This window comes from Mesorhizobium sp. W067 (assembly GCF_054719525.1).
This window is the reverse complement of sequence record NZ_JBTTII010000001.1, coordinates 5,607,141-5,622,304: the sequence shown is the minus strand read 5'-3', so window position 1 is coordinate 5,622,304 and position 15,164 is coordinate 5,607,141. Positions and strand designations below refer to the sequence as shown.

Sequence of the window (15,164 nt, the reverse complement as noted above, 5' to 3'; positions counted from 1 at the left end):
TTGGAGCACGATCTTTTCCAAAAAACCGGTACCCACTTTTTGGAATCATGCCTAAGCAGCGATCGCGTCCTTGAGCGCCTTGGCCAGATCGGTCTTTTCCCAGGAGAAGGACCCGTCTCGGCCGGCCTTGCGGCCGAAATGGCCGTAGGACGAGGTCTTTGCGTAGATCGGCTTGTTGAGGTCGAGATGCCTGCGGATGCCGGATGGCGACAAATCCATCACCGTGCGCAGCGCTTCCTCGAGCTTGGCCTCGTCGACCTTGCCGGTGCCGTGCAGGTCGACATAGACCGACAGCGGCTGAGCAACGCCGATGGCGTAGGACAGCTGGATGGTGCAGCGGTCGGCGAGCTTGGCCGCCACCACATTTTTGGCGAGATAGCGCGCCGCGTAGGCGGCGGAGCGGTCGACCTTGGTGGTGTCCTTGCCGGAGAAGGCGCCGCCGCCGTGCGGGGCAGCACCACCGTAGGTGTCGACGATGATCTTGCGGCCGGTCAGGCCGGCGTCGCCGTCCGGCCCACCGATGACGAACTTGCCGGTCGGGTTGATGTACCACATGCAATCGTCGGCGATCTTGAGGTCGCCGAGCGCCTCACGGATGTAAGGCTCAACGACCTTGCGGACCTTCTTGGAATCCCAGGTCGCGTCGAGATGCTGCGTCGATAGCACGATCTGAGTCGCTTCGGCGGCCTTGCCATCGACATAGCGAACGGTGACCTGGCTCTTGGCGTCAGGCCCGAGCTTGCCGGCTTCGCCGTTGTTTTCGTGACGGGCAGCGGCGAGCAGTTCGAGAATCTTGTGGCTGTAATAGATCGGCGCCGGCATCAGGTCCGGGGTCTCGCGGCATGCATAGCCGAACATGATGCCCTGGTCGCCGGCACCCTCTTCGCCCTGGCGGTCGGCGGCGTTGTCGACTCCCTGGCCGATGTCGGGCGACTGGCCGTGCAGCAGAACCTCGATCTTTGCCGTCTTCCAGTGGAAGCCGGCCTGCTCGTAGCCGATTTCGCGGATCGCCTTGCGGGCGACCGACTTGAACTTGGCCGGGTTGACGACCGAATGCCCGGCGGCGTCCTTGAGGATGTTGCCGGCTTTGTCCCGCTTCAGCAGAGTATCGGGAACCCTTACTTCGCCGGCGATGACGACGCGGTTGGTGGTTGCGAGCGTCTCGCAGGCGACGCGGACTTTCCATGGGTCCATGCCGGTCTTCTTGGCCTCGCGATAGACCAGATCTACGATCTCGTCCGAGATGCGGTCACAGACTTTATCGGGATGACCCTCGGCCACGGATTCCGAGGTGAAGAAGTAGTTCTGCCGCGTCACGGGTGTCCCCTCTTGAAAAAACGATCGGCAGGGCTGCCGATTTTGGCGCGCCACGTGTTAACGGTGCCGGGCGCCGCTCGTCAAGCGGTGCCGCGGTTCTGGCATGAGTGTCGCAGCAATATATCTTGTACCACCGGCGGCTTGGCGCCGCCGGCAGTCGAGCCTCTGGGCTACTCGGGCCCAGGGGATTACTGGGGCCAATGGGTCAATCGACCCACCGAATCACTCGGCATCTTCGGCAGAAAGGGACTTCACAAGGTCGATAATCCGGCGGCGCACCTTCACATCCGCGATCTTGACGAACGCGCGGTTGAGCTGAAGCCCTTCCGGACTGCCGCAGAATTCGACGGCGAAAGCCATCGAAGTGTCCTCGGCAAATCCTCTATTACCCACCGGCTCCTGCCCTGGCGCATCCTCGAAAAAGAAGGCGACAGGCACGCTGAGTATCGAGGCTATTGCCTGCAGACGGCTGGCGCCGACGCGGTTCGTTCCTTTTTCATATTTTTGGATCTGCTGAAACGTAATACCGAGATTTTCACCAAGCTTTTCCTGGCTCATTCCAAGCATATTGCGCCGAAGGCGGACTCGACTTCCGACATGGATGTCGATCGGATTCGGTTTCTTCTTGTTTTCTTCTGTCATTTTTTCCTCGCCGAATTTTTCCGGCCTTTTCTATTTTTCTCGCCCAAACGAAGCCGGAGCCAACTGCCCCAACAGAAACACCAACCGACTTCGAGAAAATTAGGCGGTAACAGTATGAGTTTCTAATGTGTCGACTGTCAATTCACCCGTAGCCGTTGCCTTACGTTCAAGCTGAGGGCGATTGCGGCAAACACCAACATGATCAGCATTCCGTTAATGCGCCGCCCCGCGGCGGAGATGAAGGCTTGGCCGGAGATCGGCACCCGCACGTCGATGGCGCCACGTGCATCGACCGCCAATGCGTCGACGATGCGTCCGCGCGTATCGACAACGGCGGAAATGCCGTTGTTGGCGGCGCGCAACAGTGGCAATCCGTTTTCCACCGCGCGAATCTGAGCCTGCCTGAAATGCTGGTACGGCCCAGGCGTGTCGCCGAACCATGCGTCGTTGGTGACGTTTACAATAAGCTGGGATGACGTTGCGTCAACAGCCACAAGATCAGGAAAGATCACCTCGTAGCAAATAAACGGCAAGGCGCTGATGCCGCCGGGCAGAGCGATCGGATGGCGCTCGTTGCCGGCGGCGAAGTTCATCGGCCCGGCGACGAGCTGTCCGATGCCGAAGCGGCTGAGCAGACCGGAAAACGGCAGATACTCGCCGAACGGCACCAGATGGACCTTGTCGACGGCATCAGCGATTTCGCCCTTGTCATCGATCGCCACCACCGAATTGTAGTAGCGGCTGTCGGCATCCGCCCCGGATCCGCGCTCCTCGCGCACGACGCCGGCAATCAGCATCTGACCAGGCTGCAGCATGTCGCCGAGCGCGGTCAGCGCGTCCGGACGCTCGGTGAACAGGAAGGGTACCGAGGTCTCCGGCCACAGGATCAACTGCGGTTTGTCATGACCGGGATCGGGCGCTGCGGCCGACAGGCCCACCATCGTGGCGAAGATGCGGTCGCGCACCGAGGCGTCCCATTTTTCGCTGAGGTCGACATCCGGTTGCACGATACGGACATCGAGAGTGCGGGTTGTCGGCTTGTCGGGGGTCGCGAGCCTGAAATAGCCGAAGCCAGCATGGGCGGCGACGAGAATGGCAAGCAGGACCACACCGAGACGGACATGCCGGCGTGCTGCAAGCAAGGCCGGCATGGCGAAGACAAAGACCGCCAGCGCGTTCATGCCGACCATGCCGGTCACCGACACGCTTTGCATCAACAGCGGCACGGGCATCGCCGCATAGCCGACGGCATTCCAGGGAAAGCCGGTGAACAGGAAGCCGCGCAGCCATTCCGTCAGGCCAAAAGCAAAGGCAAGGGCGGCAACGCGGCCAATATCGTTGGTCCATAACAGCCGCGCGACGACGGCGGCGAAGCCGTAGAAAAATGCCAGCGCCAAAGGAATGCCGACGACCGCGAAGGGTAAGGCCCAGGCGAAACTGTCGGCCTCGACCAGAAGCGCCTCGCCGATCCACCACAGGCCGGCGAGGAAATAGCCGAAACCGAACCACCAGCCGATGGCAAAAGTCGGCCGCAGGCGCCTGAGCCAGCCGTCGGAAGCCTCGCCGGTGGCGCCGTCGAGCAGCCAGACCAGCAGTGGAAACGAGACGAAACAGACGGCGAAGAAATCGTAAGGCGCCTGGGCGAGCACCGCCAGCGCCCCGGCAAGAAACGCCACCAGCGCGCGTCGCCAGCCCCAAAGCAGAATTATCCGGCCGGCAAGGCGCTCCATACAGACTTCCCAAGTCGCGCGAATCAGGAGCCAAGATTTATCAGATTTATTGAAACGCGAACCGGCCGATCGCTGCGCTATCGGTGCCATCCCTCGATGGTGAGCCCGCTCAGGTGCTCGGCCTCCTCGCGCGGCACGGTGCGCACGGTCTGGGTGAAGGTCCAGACATGGCCTTCGGGGTCGCGCGCCCGATACTGCCGTTCGCCGTAGAAATGGGCGGCAGGCTCCTCGACGATTTGGGCTCCAGCCGCCATTGCCCGCTCACAATGCACGTCCAGGCCGTCTTTCAGATGCACACAGACCGACTGAGTGTTCTTGCCGCCGACGCTTACCGGACTGGCAATATGATCGGCCCATTCGGAATCGACGATGATGTAGCCGTCGCCAAAACGCATTTCGGCATGGACCAGCCGTCCGTCGGCGTCGCTGACCACCATGCTCGGCTCGAAGCCGAAGGCCGTTTCGAGCCATTTCAATGCGGCTCGCGGGTCCTTGTAGAACACACCCGAGCCAAAGGTTGAGGGCTTGAAGGGATCGTCGATCGTCATCGGCCGGGCGACGTTCTGTCCTAGGCCTGCTCGGTGCGGGGGGCGGTCACGCGGCGGCGACGCTCGCCCTTCTGGTTCTGGACGATGCGCACCCGCTTGACGCGGCGCGGATCGGCGTCGAGCACGTGGAATTCGAAGCCGGGGATGGCTTGCACAACCTCACCACGCGCGGGCACGCGGCCGAGCGTGTTGAAAATCATGCCGCCGATCGTGTCGACATATTCACCATGCTCACCGGCGGTAAAGTCCTCGCCGATCATCTTGGCGACCTCGTCGATCTCGGCCTTGCCGTCGACGACGAACACGCCCTCGCCGGTCTGGGTGATCAGCGGCTCGTCCTCGTCATGCTCGTCCTCGATATCGCCGACGACCATCTCGACGATGTCTTCCAGCGAGGCGAGACCATCGGTGCCGCCATATTCGTCGATGACCAGCGCCATCTGGGTTCGCGTCGTCTGCATATGGCCCATCAGGTCGGAGGCAAGCATCGAGGGCGGCACGAAAAGCACCGGGCGGATCAGATTGAGGTCGCCGATGGTGCGGCCGAGATCGACCTGGGCGAGGTCGAGAAGCGTCGTTGCCGGCGTCTTCCTGGATGTTCTGCCCTTCTTGACCCGGGCGACCTTGGTGATGTGGGCCAGCACGTCGCGGATGTGAACCATGCCGCGCGGATCGTCGAGCGTCTCGGAATAGACCGGCATGCGGGAATGGCCGGACTGCTCGAACAGACCGAGCAGATCGCCCAACGTCGTGGTGATCTCGACGGCCTCAATATCGGCGCGCGGCACCATGACGTCCTCGACGCGTACCTCGCGCAGGCGCAATATGTTGTTGAGCATGGCGCGTTCGCCGGGCGAGAAAGACCCGGCATCGCTGGTCGTTTCGGCAAGCGCGCCGGCGATTTCCTCGCGCAGGCTGGTGCCGTTCCGCTGCCTGAAAAGGCCCAAGACGCGGTCGAACAGGGACGGACCGGCAGGCGATGGCTCGCTGGCAATACTACCAGAAGCGGGGCTGCCGGAACTGGGACTCGGACTCGATCCCTCTTCCGCCGTATCGGAAGGCTTTGTCGCACTGCCAGCCTCGGGGCGGGCGGCAGTTTCTGGTTTGTCGTTCATCGTCGTCCGGTCAATTGGTCTTTTGTCATTACGTGTAGGGATCGGGAATGGCAAGCCTTGCGAGCGCTGAGCGCTCGATGGCTTCCATCTCCTCGGCCTCTGCATCGGTCTCGTGATCGTAGCCCAGCAAATGCAGCAGGCCGTGGATGACGAGATGGGTGATATGGTTCTCGAAGGGCTTGTCTTCCAGGGCTGCTTCGCGCGCCACCGTTTCGGCGGCGAGCACGATGTCACCCAGCATCGGCGGCAGCTTGCCACCCCTGGGGAACGGAAAACCCGGGAAAGACAAGACGTTGGTCGCCTTGTCCTTGCCGCGCCAGCCGGCATTGAGGGTACGGATATGGGCATCGTCGGAAAAGACGATGCTGAGTTCGGAAGGACCGGCAGCAGCGGTTTCGGCAAAGGCAGCCGACACGGCGCGATCGACCAGACGCGTCAGCGCCGCCTCATCGGGCCAGTCGCCGGCCTCGACCGACATATCGATCTCGACGGGAACCGAACTATCCCCGCCGCCAGGTCTTATGTCTTCAGGCATGAGCCCGCATCGTCACATCAGCTCTCGGCGCCGAGGCCGCGCGCCAGCTTGGCGTCGCGGTCATAGGCCCTGACGATTTCGGCCACCAGCGGGTGGCGCACAACGTCGACATCGTTGAAGCGCACGGTTACCGCGCCCGCCACGCCGTCAAGGACACGCAAGGCTTCGACGAGGCCCGACTTGGTGCTTGGAGGCAGATCGATCTGCGTCGGATCGCCGGTGACGATCATGCGCGAATTCTCGCCGAGGCGGGTCAAAAACATCTTCATCTGCATCGGCGTGGTGTTCTGCGCCTCGTCGAGGATGACGGCGGCATGCGCCAGCGTGCGGCCGCGCATGAAGGCCAGCGGCGCGATCTCGATGACCTCGGCGGCAATGGCGCGCTCGACCTTGTCGGCCGGCATCATGTCGTAAAGCGCGTCATAGAGCGGCCGCAGGTACGGATCGACCTTTTCCTTCATATCGCCGGGCAGAAAACCCAGCCGCTCGCCGGCCTCGACCGCCGGCCGTGACAGGATGATGCGCTCGACCATGCCGCGCTCGAGCAGCATCGCCGCATGCGCCACCGCCAGATAGGTCTTGCCGGTGCCGGCGGGGCCAATGCCGAAGACAAGTTCCGAACGCTCCAGCGCCCGCATATAGGCGTCCTGGTTGAGCGAACGGGCATAGATCGTCTTCTTGCGGGTGGAGATCTGGGCGGCCGAAACCTTGCCCTTGCGTTCCAGCGTCGGCAGCGTCAGCTGGTCGTCGGCGGCAATCGCCATGCGCACGGCGCCATCGACGTCGGACTGGCCGATATCGGTGCCCTTCTGGAGAATGCCGTAGAGATTGTCGAGTGCGCGGCGCGCCTGTTCGGCCGCCGAGGCCGAGCCCTTGATGGTCAACTGGTTGCCGCGCGAGCGGATGTCGACGCCGAGCTTCTGCTCGAGCCGGGCCAGGTTCTCGTCGAACTGGCCGTACAGGGCGCTGGCAAGCTTGTTGTTGTCGAAAGTCAGAACGATGTGCGCCATGTCAGAGGCCCCGGATGTCTGGTTCTGGGGCAGAGTCTTCACTTCAGCAGCGCTCAACCGTCTCTCCTCATCTGCCGAGGCCATCAAACCAACTCGGCGAACAGGCTATTGTAGCCCGTCTTCGTGATTCGCACCCGGATAATGTCACCGATTTCCCCGGCCTTTTCATCAACAATAACCGGCTGCAGCCAGGGCGAGCGGCCGACCTTCTGGCCGGCCTGACGGCCGGGTTTCTCGATCAGCGTGTCGATGGTGCTGCCGACCAGGCCCAAGCCGAAATCCTGCTGCTGCTTGAGCAACAATGCCTGCAGCTGTTGCAAACGTTCATCCTTGACCGCTTCCGGCACGTGATCGGGCATATCGGCGCCCGGCGTGCCGGGACGCGGCGAATATTTGAACGAGAAGGCCGAGGCGTAGTTCACCTGGCGCACCAGACCCATCGTGGCCTCGAAATCCGCCTCGGTTTCACCGGGGAAGCCGACGATGAAGTCACCGGACAGCGCGATGTCGCCGCGTGCAGCGCGGATGCGCTCGAGCAGCGCCAGATAGTCCTTGGCCGTGTGCCTGCGGTTCATCGCCTTGAGGATGCGGTCTGACCCGGATTGCACCGGCAGGTGCAGATAAGGCATCAAAGCCGGGAGATCGCGATGGGCAGCGATCAATTCGTCGTCCATGTCGCGCGGATGGCTGGTGGTGTAGCGCAGCCGCGCCAGGCCAGGAATTTCGGCCAGCCGGAACAGCAGGCGACCAAGCCCCCATTCCATGCCATCCTCACCCTTGCCGTGCCATGCATTGACGTTCTGCCCCAGCAGCGTCACCTCGCGCACACCGGCATCGGCCAGCCGCTCGGCTTCGGCGACGATCTGCGCCACCGGCCGCGACACTTCCGAGCCCCTGGTATAGGGCACGACGCAGAAGGTGCAGAATTTGTCGCAGCCTTCCTGCACCGTGAGGAAGGCGGTGACGCCGCGCTTGATCATTTCGGCGCGCTTCGGCTGCGGCAGATGCTCGAACTTGTCCTCGATGGCGTATTCGGTCTCGACGATCTTCTCGCCGCCACGCACCCGGGCCAGCACATCGGGCAGCCGGTGATAGGTCTGCGGGCCGATGACCAGATCGACAGCAGGCGAACGGCGGATGATTTCCGCGCCTTCGGCCTGCGCGACGCAACCGGCGACGCCGATCAGCATTTCGCGCCCAACTGCTGCGCGTTCAGCCTTCATGTCGCGGATGCGGCCGAGCTCGGAATAGACCTTTTCCGCCGCCTTCTCCCTGATATGGCAGGTGTTGAGCAGCACCAGATCCGCGTCGGCGATGACATCGGTCGCGGTGTAGCCGTCGGCGGCCAGCGCATCGGTCATGCGCTGTGAGTCATAGACATTCATCTGGCAGCCATAGGTCTTGACGAAGACCTTTTTGGCCGGGGCGGACGCCGCAGCAGCGCTTTGCGAGGCGCTGTCGGTTTCGTTCCGTTCTATCGTGTTCAAATCCATCCGGCGGCTTCTAACGCCTTTCCGTGACAAAAAACAGACGATTCTCGGGCATCGGCCTGTAGGCGCTCGGCCTGCGCTAGCGGCTCGGTCGGGGATCGGCGAGCGCGGCCTGCATCATGGCGCGCACCTTGCTTTCCATCATCCTCGACGTTTCCTTGCGGTTCGAGCCCTTGGAAAAGGCGATGGGCTCGCCGAAATGCACCTCGACGTCAATGGCGCCTTCGGCCATCAGCACCTTCAGATGCGGCATCAGGTCCTGATCGCCGATCCAGGCAGCGAGCGGCCGGTGGCGACGGCCGAGAGGCACGCCGTGCACCCGCGTGTAGGCAATCGCCAGCGGCTGGATGAAGACCTGCTCGGCCGCGCCTTCCGAAATCGCCATCGAGGCGGCGCCGAACAAGGTGCTCTTGAACGGCAGGATGGTGTTGCCGTCGCCGGTAGAGCCCTCGGCAAACAGCACCATGGCGTCGCCCTTGGCCATGCGGCTGGCGATCTCGCTGGCCTGGTCGCCAGCTGTCCGCTTGCGCTCGCGTTCGATGAAGACCGTACGCTGCAGTTTCGACAGCCAGCCGATCAGCGGCCATCCCTCCATGTCCGCCCGGGCGATGAATGTCACATCGGCAAAGGAGCCCAGCACCATGATGTCGGTCCAGGAGATATGGTTCGAGGCGACCAGCAGCGGGCGCTGGCTGGACAGTGCGCCTTTGACATGGATGCGCAGGCCGAGCGTCCGGACGATGAGGCTGTGCCAGACCTTCAGAATGACCGTCTCGCGCCAGATTCCGGTCTTCATCGACAGCAGCTGCAAAGGCACAAGGACCAGCGAACCGACGACAACGAGGCTCAGCGCCAGGAAAATCCTGATTTTTCCGATCATGCAGCTTGGCCCTGCCCCAAAACTTTGGCTAGCGAAGATCGCGGCGCATGACAAGCGCGCCGGTAGGACCATGTTCGGTCGAGCGGTAATAATTGGCGCGGTGGCCGACCTGGCGGAAGCCCAGCCGCCGGTAGAGGGCGATGGCAGCGACATTGGTCTCGTCGACCTCAAGGAACAGCGCCTCGGCGCGCTGCGCATGCAGTTCGCGCAGCACGGCGTCCATCAATTGCCAGCCGAGCCCCTGGCGGCGATGCGAGCGCGCCACCGCCACGGTCAGAATCTCGCCCTCGCCGGCTGCAAGCCTGGCCAGCACGAAGCCGACCGGCGGCTTGGCGCCCTGGCCGATTTCGCGCGCGGCATAGCCGAACACGGTTTCCTGTTCGAGCAACGCGGCGAACTCGCCATCGGTCCAGGACCGGACGAAATCCTCGCGATGCAGCACCGACGCTGCCGGGCTGTCGGCGATGGTCAGCGGCTCGAGCGCATAGTCCCTGCGGCGCGGCTGGAGGAAAGGGATGCGCATCACTTTTCCTGTCTCAACAGGATGAACCCGGCCTGCGCCTTGGCATCGGCGCCGCGCAGATAGAGTGGCTTCGGCCTGTCGCCCTCACCTTTTGCAGCGGCGAGCCGGGCGTAGACGGCAATGTCGGCGGTGGCAGCCGTCGGGCCGATATCGAAATCGCGACCGGCCGCGGCTGCGATCTGCACGGCGGCCGTGCCGGCAAGCACCGGACGATTGTCCGCCGCCATTCCCGCGGCTTGGGCAAGTGTGGTCACAGCCGGACCATAGCGCAAAATCGCTTCCGCATCGTAAAACGCGGCATGGATCTCCTCGCGGCCTGCATCGAGAGCGGCCAGGATCGGGCGGCCGGGAAATGCCGCCCTCGCCTCGGCCGCCAGCGCCTCCAGTGTCGTTACCCCGATCGCCGGGATCTTCAGCGCCAGCGCCAGGCCGCGCGCCGCCGAGACGCCCACCCGCAGGCCGGTGAAGGAACCCGGACCGATGGAGACCGCAACGGCGCCAAGGCCGGTATAATCGGTGCCGTCCGCTTTCAACGCTTCGTCAATGACAGCCATCAGGTGTTCGGCGTGGCCTTTGCCGAGATCGAGTACCGAGCGGCCGAGCTCTCTGTCGCCCGATGCGTCATAGACGCAAGCGGCGCAGAGATTGGCGGCACAGTCGATGGCGAGCAGTTTCATGGGCGACCGGTTCGAAAAACAGTCTCCCTCTGCCCGCCACGGCGCGCCGCCGCAAGAGCCAGCGCGTAAATTGTTAAGCGGCTTCGCTTCGGTGCAGGCCGGACGGCTTACGCCGCCGGCGCGATGCGCAGCATGTGGTTGTCCCAGACATAGTCGGGCTCGGAGCGCGTCGCGCCGCTGCCTTCGATGATTTCGCCGGCACCCGTGGTTGCCATGAAGCCCGGGCCGTCGGGCGCCAGGCCGCAGACCTCGACCAGCGCCTTGGTGGCGACGATCTTGCCGCTGGCGGCGTCGATGACGGCCAGCGAATTGCCTTCCGGCGAAGACACCGCGACCGTGCCGGCAATCGGGTTGGCGGCGACCGAGCCGATGTAATTCCGGAAGCCGGATAGCACGTCCTGCCGCATGTCGAGCAGCTGCAGCCCCTTGCCGCGCGTGGCGCGGCCGACCAGCGGAGGCCGCTCGGTGCCCGGCCCGCGGTACTGGCAGCCGAACCAGATGGTGCCTGTGGGGTCGGCATCCATGTGGCGAATCGACAGCTGGTGCAGAGCCGGCGGCAGTTCGTGCTTTTCGATGAGATAGCCGGTTGTGCGATCGACCAGCACATAGGACGGCTTCATGGTGGCGATGTTGAGCTCGGCGCGGCCATAGTCGGGATGGGTCTCGATGCCGCCATTGGCGATGGCGATCGACCGGCCGTCTCCGAGCAGCAAGAGCTCATGCGGCCCCATGCCATAGGTCGGAAACTCGCCGATGCGGCTGAACTTGGCCCGTGCGTCGTAGATCCCGACGACGCCGGCGGCATTGTCGAAATTGTTTTCGGTGGCGTAAAGCAGCGCGCCGTCGGTGGAAAACACACCGTGGCCGAAGAAATGCCGACCGGTGATGCTGGCGATGGTCAGCGGCGGCTCGCGGCCGGCATGGTCGAAGACCACGGCGAAGGTGCCGGGTTGCCGGGCGAAGACCACGGAGCGCTTCGAGACCGGATCGAAGGTGACGTCGTGGCCACGGTCGGGCAGGTCGATCGCATGCAATACTTTTCCGGCTTCGGACAACACAGCGGCGCCAAAGCTGCCGTCGCGCTTGACGAAGGCGGTGGCAAAGACGGCATCGGCGGCAAGCGTGTCCGCCCAGGCCCGCGGCGCCATTGACGCGACGAAGCCGGCGCCGGCAGCTCTGAGAAAATCGCGGCGGTCCATCAGCGGCTTGCGTGTCGCAACCATTGGTCAGTCCCCGTCCAGTGACGAAAAGCCGGCGGTCAGGCCGAACTCGGCGGTTAGCCGGGTGCCGATCAAGCCCGACAGGCTGGAGGTGATCAGCGCGAAATGTTCGAGTTTTCCGCGCTCCGCGGGATCGGCCAGCGTCTTGTCGATCCGACCCTGGATGGATTTGGCAGTGGCAACGCCATTGATGAGCTGGATATGGATGGATTCCGCCATCCATCTGCTATCCTCGGGCAGCGCGTCGCCGAGCTTCGAGGCCTGGAACAGCGCATCAATGCCGGAGAGGTTGCCGGCTAATGACAGGCCGGTGTTTTGCGACCGCCAGTAGATCGCTTGCCTTGGCTTGTCAGCCTCCGGCTTGGCGCCGAAAAAACCTTTGAGGCGCACGTCGCGGACCATTTCCAGCTCGTTGATGAAGACGCCGACCAGTTCGGTCACCGCTTCGGTGCCGTCGCGGTAAAGCGCATTGTCGGGTCCGGGATTAGCCCACGAGGCTGCAAAACCGTCCGGTTTTTTCCAGGCCGCGTCGACATCGGCCGCCATGGTCTCGATGTTCTTGGCGACTGCCGCGCCATAGGCGCAGCGATAGGGCTCGTCCTTGCCGACGAGCGTCTCGGCGCCGTCGCCGTAAAGCACGAACTCAAGCGCCCCTAATCCCTGCATCGCGACACTCTTGCCCGCCAGCTGCGCCGGATCGGTGGCGGTCGGATCCTTGCCGGCCAGCGCCGCCTGCACCTGCTTCAGGCCGATGCTCTTTCGGTCCGGCCAGTAGAGCATGCGCTCCAGCCGGTTGTTCTCCTTGATTGGCCCGAAGCCGATGATTTCAGCCGACGACCAGGCTGCGACCGTGGCCGAGAATCCGGCATGCGCGGCATCGAGGTTGCCCTGCGACGGCGCCTGGCAGAGCGCGTCCATGGCCTTCGCCAAGGTGCCGGCATGGCCATGCAGGCTGGCATAGGCGGGGCGGACAAATCCGTCGATCGCTCTTTGAATGACATCGGAGGCTTTCACCGAGGCCGATGCCGGGGACGCACCGAACAGAGCCAATGGGAGGAGTAGAACAGGCAAAACCCGCTTGAGCATCAGAATGACTCCAGGAATTTGATGAGAGCATCGCGGTCGGCCGTATTGGCGGCGGCAAAGCGATCGCGCGCCTTCTGCCCCTCGCCGCCATGCCACAGGATCGCTTCGGTAAGCGTGCGCGCACGCCCGTCATGCAGGAAGAAAGCGTTGCCGTTGACGGTCTTTGTCAGGCCGATGCCCCATAGCGGCGGGGTGCGCCATTCACTGCCCGTGGCATCGCCCACCGCCTGGCCGTCGGCAAGGCCAGGCCCCATGTCGTGCAGCAGAAAGTCGGAATAGGGCCAGATCAGTTGGAACGCCTGCGCCTTGTTCCCGCGCATGGTGACGAATTTCGGCGTATGGCAGGCAATGCAGCCCATCTCGTAGAACAGCTTCTTGCCGGCGAGCACGGCGGGTGCGCCGACATCGCGCCGCGCCGGCACCGCAAGGTTCTGTGAATAGAAGGTGACGAGGTCCATCACCGGTGGTGGCGCCTCGACCGGGCCGAGCCGCTTCTGCACGCCATTGGGCATGGCTAAGCAGGCCTCTTCGGCTGCGGTGCAATCGCCCCAGTGGCTGGGCTCTTCCGGCGTCGAAATGCCGATATCGCCGGCAAAGGCGTCCGCCGCCTGCTGGCGGATCGATGCGGTCTGCGCCTTCCAACCGAAGCGGCCAAGCGTCAGTTGCCCGCTGCTGAGGTCACGCACCATGTTGGGCTTGCCGGAAATGCCGTCGCGGTCGTCGGGATCGGCATGGGCAAGGATGTCGGCCGGCGCGATCTGTTCGATCAGGCCAAGGCCGATCATGGGCGGGGTCAGACGTGGCGACAGCGTGGTGCGCGGGTCAAGCGGGCCGTAGCCAAGCCCGTCGAGCGAATAGCTCGGCTTGCGCAGCGAAACGATGCTACCGTCGCCGAGCGTGACCTTTTCCTCGCGATAATCGACATACATGCGGCCTTCGCCCTTGAGGCCGGGCACCGCCAGTTCCTGCAACTGCGCGCCGTAGACCGGATCGGGGAAGTTCAGCACCTTGTGCACGGCAATCTCGGCTTTTTCCTCGGCCGTGCTCGCATCGCGCGCCAGCCGCAGGAACATCGACGTGGTGCGGCGGTCGGCGGCCGGCGGTCGGCCGCGGCCATCCTTCAAATGGCAATTCTGGCAGGCGCGCTCGTTGAACAGCGGTCCGAGACCATCCGAGGCCTGGGTCGAGGATGGCGACGACACCCAGTTCTTGCGGAAAAGCGCATTGCCGAGCTTGAAATTGCCCTGTTCCTCGAAGGTGATGTTTTCAGAGGGTTGCGAGAAGGCGTCGCGGTTGACCTGCTTGCGCGACGTGCCGGCGCCGCCTTGCATCGTTTCGAAGGATTCGGGCTTGGAGAAATCCTGGGTTGGCCTGGTAACGGCAAGGACGCGGGACCGGTCCTTCGGCGTCAGGTCGGTGCGGCTCGTGGCGAGGCCGACCGGTTCCGACGATCCGGCCAGGGCCGGGGCCAAAATTGCCGCCAGGGTTACAACCGAAAGCCCGCGAAAGGCCTGATATCGCGGGTTTTTGAGGAGCAGCGGGCCGGCGGCCCGCCGCAAGCGGCGCAGAATATCTATGGGGCGCCGCATTCCTGCATGGTCCTATTCCGCCTCGTCCGCCGATGCGGCGTTGAGCTGGCCGTATTTTTCCTCGCCGATCGAGGCAAGGAGGTCGAGCTGCGTCTCGAGGAAGTCGATGTGACCTTCCTCATCCGCCAGCAATTCCTCGAACAGCTTCATCGTCACGTAGTCGCCGGCTTCGTTGCAGATCTCGCGCGAACGCTTGTAGGCGGTGCGTGCGTCATATTCGCCGGCGAGATCGGATTCGAGCACTTCCTTGACGTTCTGGCCGATGCGCAACGGCGCCACGGACTGCAAATTGGGATGCCCTTCGAGGAAGATGATACGGGCCACCAGCCGGTCGGCATGGTGCATCTCCTCGATCGATTCGGCGCGTTCCTTCTTTGCCAGCTTGGCATATCCCCAATCTTCGAGCAGGCGGAAATGCACCCAGTATTGATTGACGGCGCCAAGCTCCAGGAACAGAGCCTCGTTAAGCCGCTCGATGATCTGCGGTTCGCCTTTCATGGATTCTGCTCCCATATTGGACGCGCAGGCCTCTGACGCGATCCAGGTGTGAAACGATGTCCACGCCGCTCGCCTCCGAACGGGTGTGGTAATTTTCGGTGACCCGAATGATCGTTTCGACCACATTTGGGAAGCAGCCGCAACAGCGACCGCGCTTTTGCATCGTGTGATAGACCTTCGCCGGCACGATCAGTTGCCAGGGGTCCTGATCCAGCAGATCGACGATCGTCTGCTCAATCTCCTTTTCGGTGATGATGTTGCAATGGCAGATCAGCATGGATTGGCTCTGGCTGACGGCGCCCCT

At 63.5% G+C, this 15,164-nt stretch carries 16 protein-coding genes; all 16 read right to left on the bottom strand.

Going from position 1 to position 15,164, the window contains the following annotated elements:
- Positions 1–51 precede the first annotated feature (51 nt).
- On the bottom strand, positions 52–1,317 hold the full coding sequence (gene metK, locus ACYG97_RS27370) for a methionine adenosyltransferase (RefSeq protein ID WP_023669551.1): 1,266 nt from the start codon (positions 1,315–1,317) through the stop codon (positions 52–54).
- 222 nt (positions 1,318–1,539) lie between these two features.
- On the bottom strand, positions 1,540–1,959 hold the full coding sequence (locus ACYG97_RS27365; protein ID WP_023669550.1) for a helix-turn-helix domain-containing protein: 420 nt from the start codon (positions 1,957–1,959) through the stop codon (positions 1,540–1,542).
- 137 nt (positions 1,960–2,096) lie between these two features.
- Positions 2,097–3,689, bottom strand: a complete 1,593-nt coding sequence (gene lnt / locus ACYG97_RS27360; RefSeq protein WP_023732441.1) for an apolipoprotein N-acyltransferase — start codon at positions 3,687–3,689, stop codon at positions 2,097–2,099.
- A 77-nt stretch (positions 3,690–3,766) separates the two neighbouring features.
- A complete protein-coding gene (locus ACYG97_RS27355) occupies positions 3,767–4,237 on the bottom strand; it encodes a VOC family protein (protein WP_023732442.1) in 471 nt (156 codons plus the stop codon).
- A gap of 20 nt (positions 4,238–4,257) precedes the next feature.
- Positions 4,258–5,352: a hemolysin family protein gene (locus ACYG97_RS27350; RefSeq protein WP_023732443.1), complete on the bottom strand. Its 1,095-nt coding sequence runs from the start codon at positions 5,350–5,352 to the stop codon at positions 4,258–4,260.
- A 28-nt stretch (positions 5,353–5,380) separates the two neighbouring features.
- On the bottom strand, positions 5,381–5,887 hold the full coding sequence (gene ybeY / locus ACYG97_RS27345; protein ID WP_023732444.1) for an rRNA maturation RNase YbeY: 507 nt from the start codon (positions 5,885–5,887) through the stop codon (positions 5,381–5,383).
- A gap of 17 nt (positions 5,888–5,904) precedes the next feature.
- A complete protein-coding gene (locus ACYG97_RS27340) occupies positions 5,905–6,897 on the bottom strand; it encodes a PhoH family protein (protein WP_027049340.1) in 993 nt (330 codons plus the stop codon).
- An 83-nt stretch (positions 6,898–6,980) separates the two neighbouring features.
- Positions 6,981–8,390, bottom strand: a complete 1,410-nt coding sequence (gene miaB, locus ACYG97_RS27335) for a tRNA (N6-isopentenyl adenosine(37)-C2)-methylthiotransferase MiaB (protein ID WP_023732445.1) — start codon at positions 8,388–8,390, stop codon at positions 6,981–6,983.
- 76 nt (positions 8,391–8,466) lie between these two features.
- Entirely contained in the window at positions 8,467–9,267 is an 801-nt protein-coding gene (gene olsA, locus ACYG97_RS27330; RefSeq protein ID WP_023699454.1) for a lyso-ornithine lipid O-acyltransferase, read from the bottom strand.
- Between the two features lie 28 nt (positions 9,268–9,295).
- Positions 9,296–9,790, bottom strand: coding sequence for a GNAT family N-acetyltransferase (locus ACYG97_RS27325; protein WP_023732446.1), 495 nt, complete (start codon positions 9,788–9,790; stop codon positions 9,296–9,298).
- Positions 9,790–10,467 (bottom strand): tRNA (adenosine(37)-N6)-threonylcarbamoyltransferase complex dimerization subunit type 1 TsaB, encoded by a 678-nt coding sequence (tsaB, locus tag ACYG97_RS27320; protein ID WP_023732447.1) that lies wholly within the window; start codon positions 10,465–10,467, stop codon positions 9,790–9,792. Before tsaB ends, ACYG97_RS27325 begins: the two co-directional genes overlap by 1 nt.
- Before the next feature lie 107 nt (positions 10,468–10,574).
- On the bottom strand, positions 10,575–11,690 hold the full coding sequence (locus tag ACYG97_RS27315) for a DUF1513 domain-containing protein (RefSeq protein WP_031242503.1): 1,116 nt from the start codon (positions 11,688–11,690) through the stop codon (positions 10,575–10,577).
- Positions 11,691–11,693: 3 nt separating this feature from the next.
- Complete coding sequence (locus tag ACYG97_RS27310; protein ID WP_023732449.1) at positions 11,694–12,773, bottom strand: imelysin family protein; 1,080 nt, start codon at positions 12,771–12,773, stop codon at positions 11,694–11,696.
- A complete protein-coding gene (locus ACYG97_RS27305) occupies positions 12,773–14,362 on the bottom strand; it encodes a di-heme oxidoreductase family protein (protein WP_023732450.1) in 1,590 nt (529 codons plus the stop codon). The genes ACYG97_RS27310 and ACYG97_RS27305 overlap by 1 nt, the downstream gene beginning before the upstream one ends.
- 12 nt (positions 14,363–14,374) lie before the next feature.
- Positions 14,375–14,860: a bacterioferritin gene (gene bfr / locus ACYG97_RS27300; RefSeq protein WP_023669537.1), complete on the bottom strand. Its 486-nt coding sequence runs from the start codon at positions 14,858–14,860 to the stop codon at positions 14,375–14,377.
- Positions 14,826–15,137, bottom strand: a complete 312-nt coding sequence (locus ACYG97_RS27295) for a (2Fe-2S)-binding protein (RefSeq protein WP_023669536.1) — start codon at positions 15,135–15,137, stop codon at positions 14,826–14,828. The genes bfr and ACYG97_RS27295 overlap by 35 nt, the downstream gene beginning before the upstream one ends.
- Positions 15,138–15,164: the final 27 nt, after the last annotated feature.

What these genes read in the sequence shown, in the direction of transcription:
- ACYG97_RS27365 (WP_023669550.1), bottom strand. Translation starts at nt 1,959, where the DNA reads ATGACAGAAGAAAACAAGAAGAAACCGAATCCGATCGACATCCATGTC.
- lnt (WP_023732441.1), bottom strand. Translation starts at nt 3,689, where the DNA reads ATGGAGCGCCTTGCCGGCCGGATAATTCTGCTTTGGGGCTGGCGACGC.
- ACYG97_RS27355 (WP_023732442.1), bottom strand. Translation starts at nt 4,237, where the DNA reads ATGACGATCGACGATCCCTTCAAGCCCTCAACCTTTGGCTCGGGTGTG.
- ACYG97_RS27350 (WP_023732443.1), bottom strand. Translation starts at nt 5,352, where the DNA reads ATGAACGACAAACCAGAAACTGCCGCCCGCCCCGAGGCTGGCAGTGCG.
- ybeY (WP_023732444.1), bottom strand. Translation starts at nt 5,887, where the DNA reads ATGCCTGAAGACATAAGACCTGGCGGCGGGGATAGTTCGGTTCCCGTC.
- ACYG97_RS27340 (WP_027049340.1), bottom strand. Translation starts at nt 6,897, where the DNA reads ATGGCGCACATCGTTCTGACTTTCGACAACAACAAGCTTGCCAGCGCC.
- miaB (WP_023732445.1), bottom strand. Translation starts at nt 8,390, where the DNA reads ATGGATTTGAACACGATAGAACGGAACGAAACCGACAGCGCCTCGCAA.
- olsA (WP_023699454.1), bottom strand. Translation starts at nt 9,267, where the DNA reads ATGATCGGAAAAATCAGGATTTTCCTGGCGCTGAGCCTCGTTGTCGTC.
- ACYG97_RS27325 (WP_023732446.1), bottom strand. Translation starts at nt 9,790, where the DNA reads ATGCGCATCCCTTTCCTCCAGCCGCGCCGCAGGGACTATGCGCTCGAG.
- tsaB (WP_023732447.1), bottom strand. Translation starts at nt 10,467, where the DNA reads ATGAAACTGCTCGCCATCGACTGTGCCGCCAATCTCTGCGCCGCTTGC.
- ACYG97_RS27315 (WP_031242503.1), bottom strand. Translation starts at nt 11,690, where the DNA reads ATGGTTGCGACACGCAAGCCGCTGATGGACCGCCGCGATTTTCTCAGA.
- ACYG97_RS27310 (WP_023732449.1), bottom strand. Translation starts at nt 12,773, where the DNA reads ATGCTCAAGCGGGTTTTGCCTGTTCTACTCCTCCCATTGGCTCTGTTC.
- ACYG97_RS27305 (WP_023732450.1), bottom strand. Translation starts at nt 14,362, where the DNA reads ATGCGGCGCCCCATAGATATTCTGCGCCGCTTGCGGCGGGCCGCCGGC.
- bfr (WP_023669537.1), bottom strand. Translation starts at nt 14,860, where the DNA reads ATGAAAGGCGAACCGCAGATCATCGAGCGGCTTAACGAGGCTCTGTTC.
- ACYG97_RS27295 (WP_023669536.1), bottom strand. Translation starts at nt 15,137, where the DNA reads ATGCTGATCTGCCATTGCAACATCATCACCGAAAAGGAGATTGAGCAG.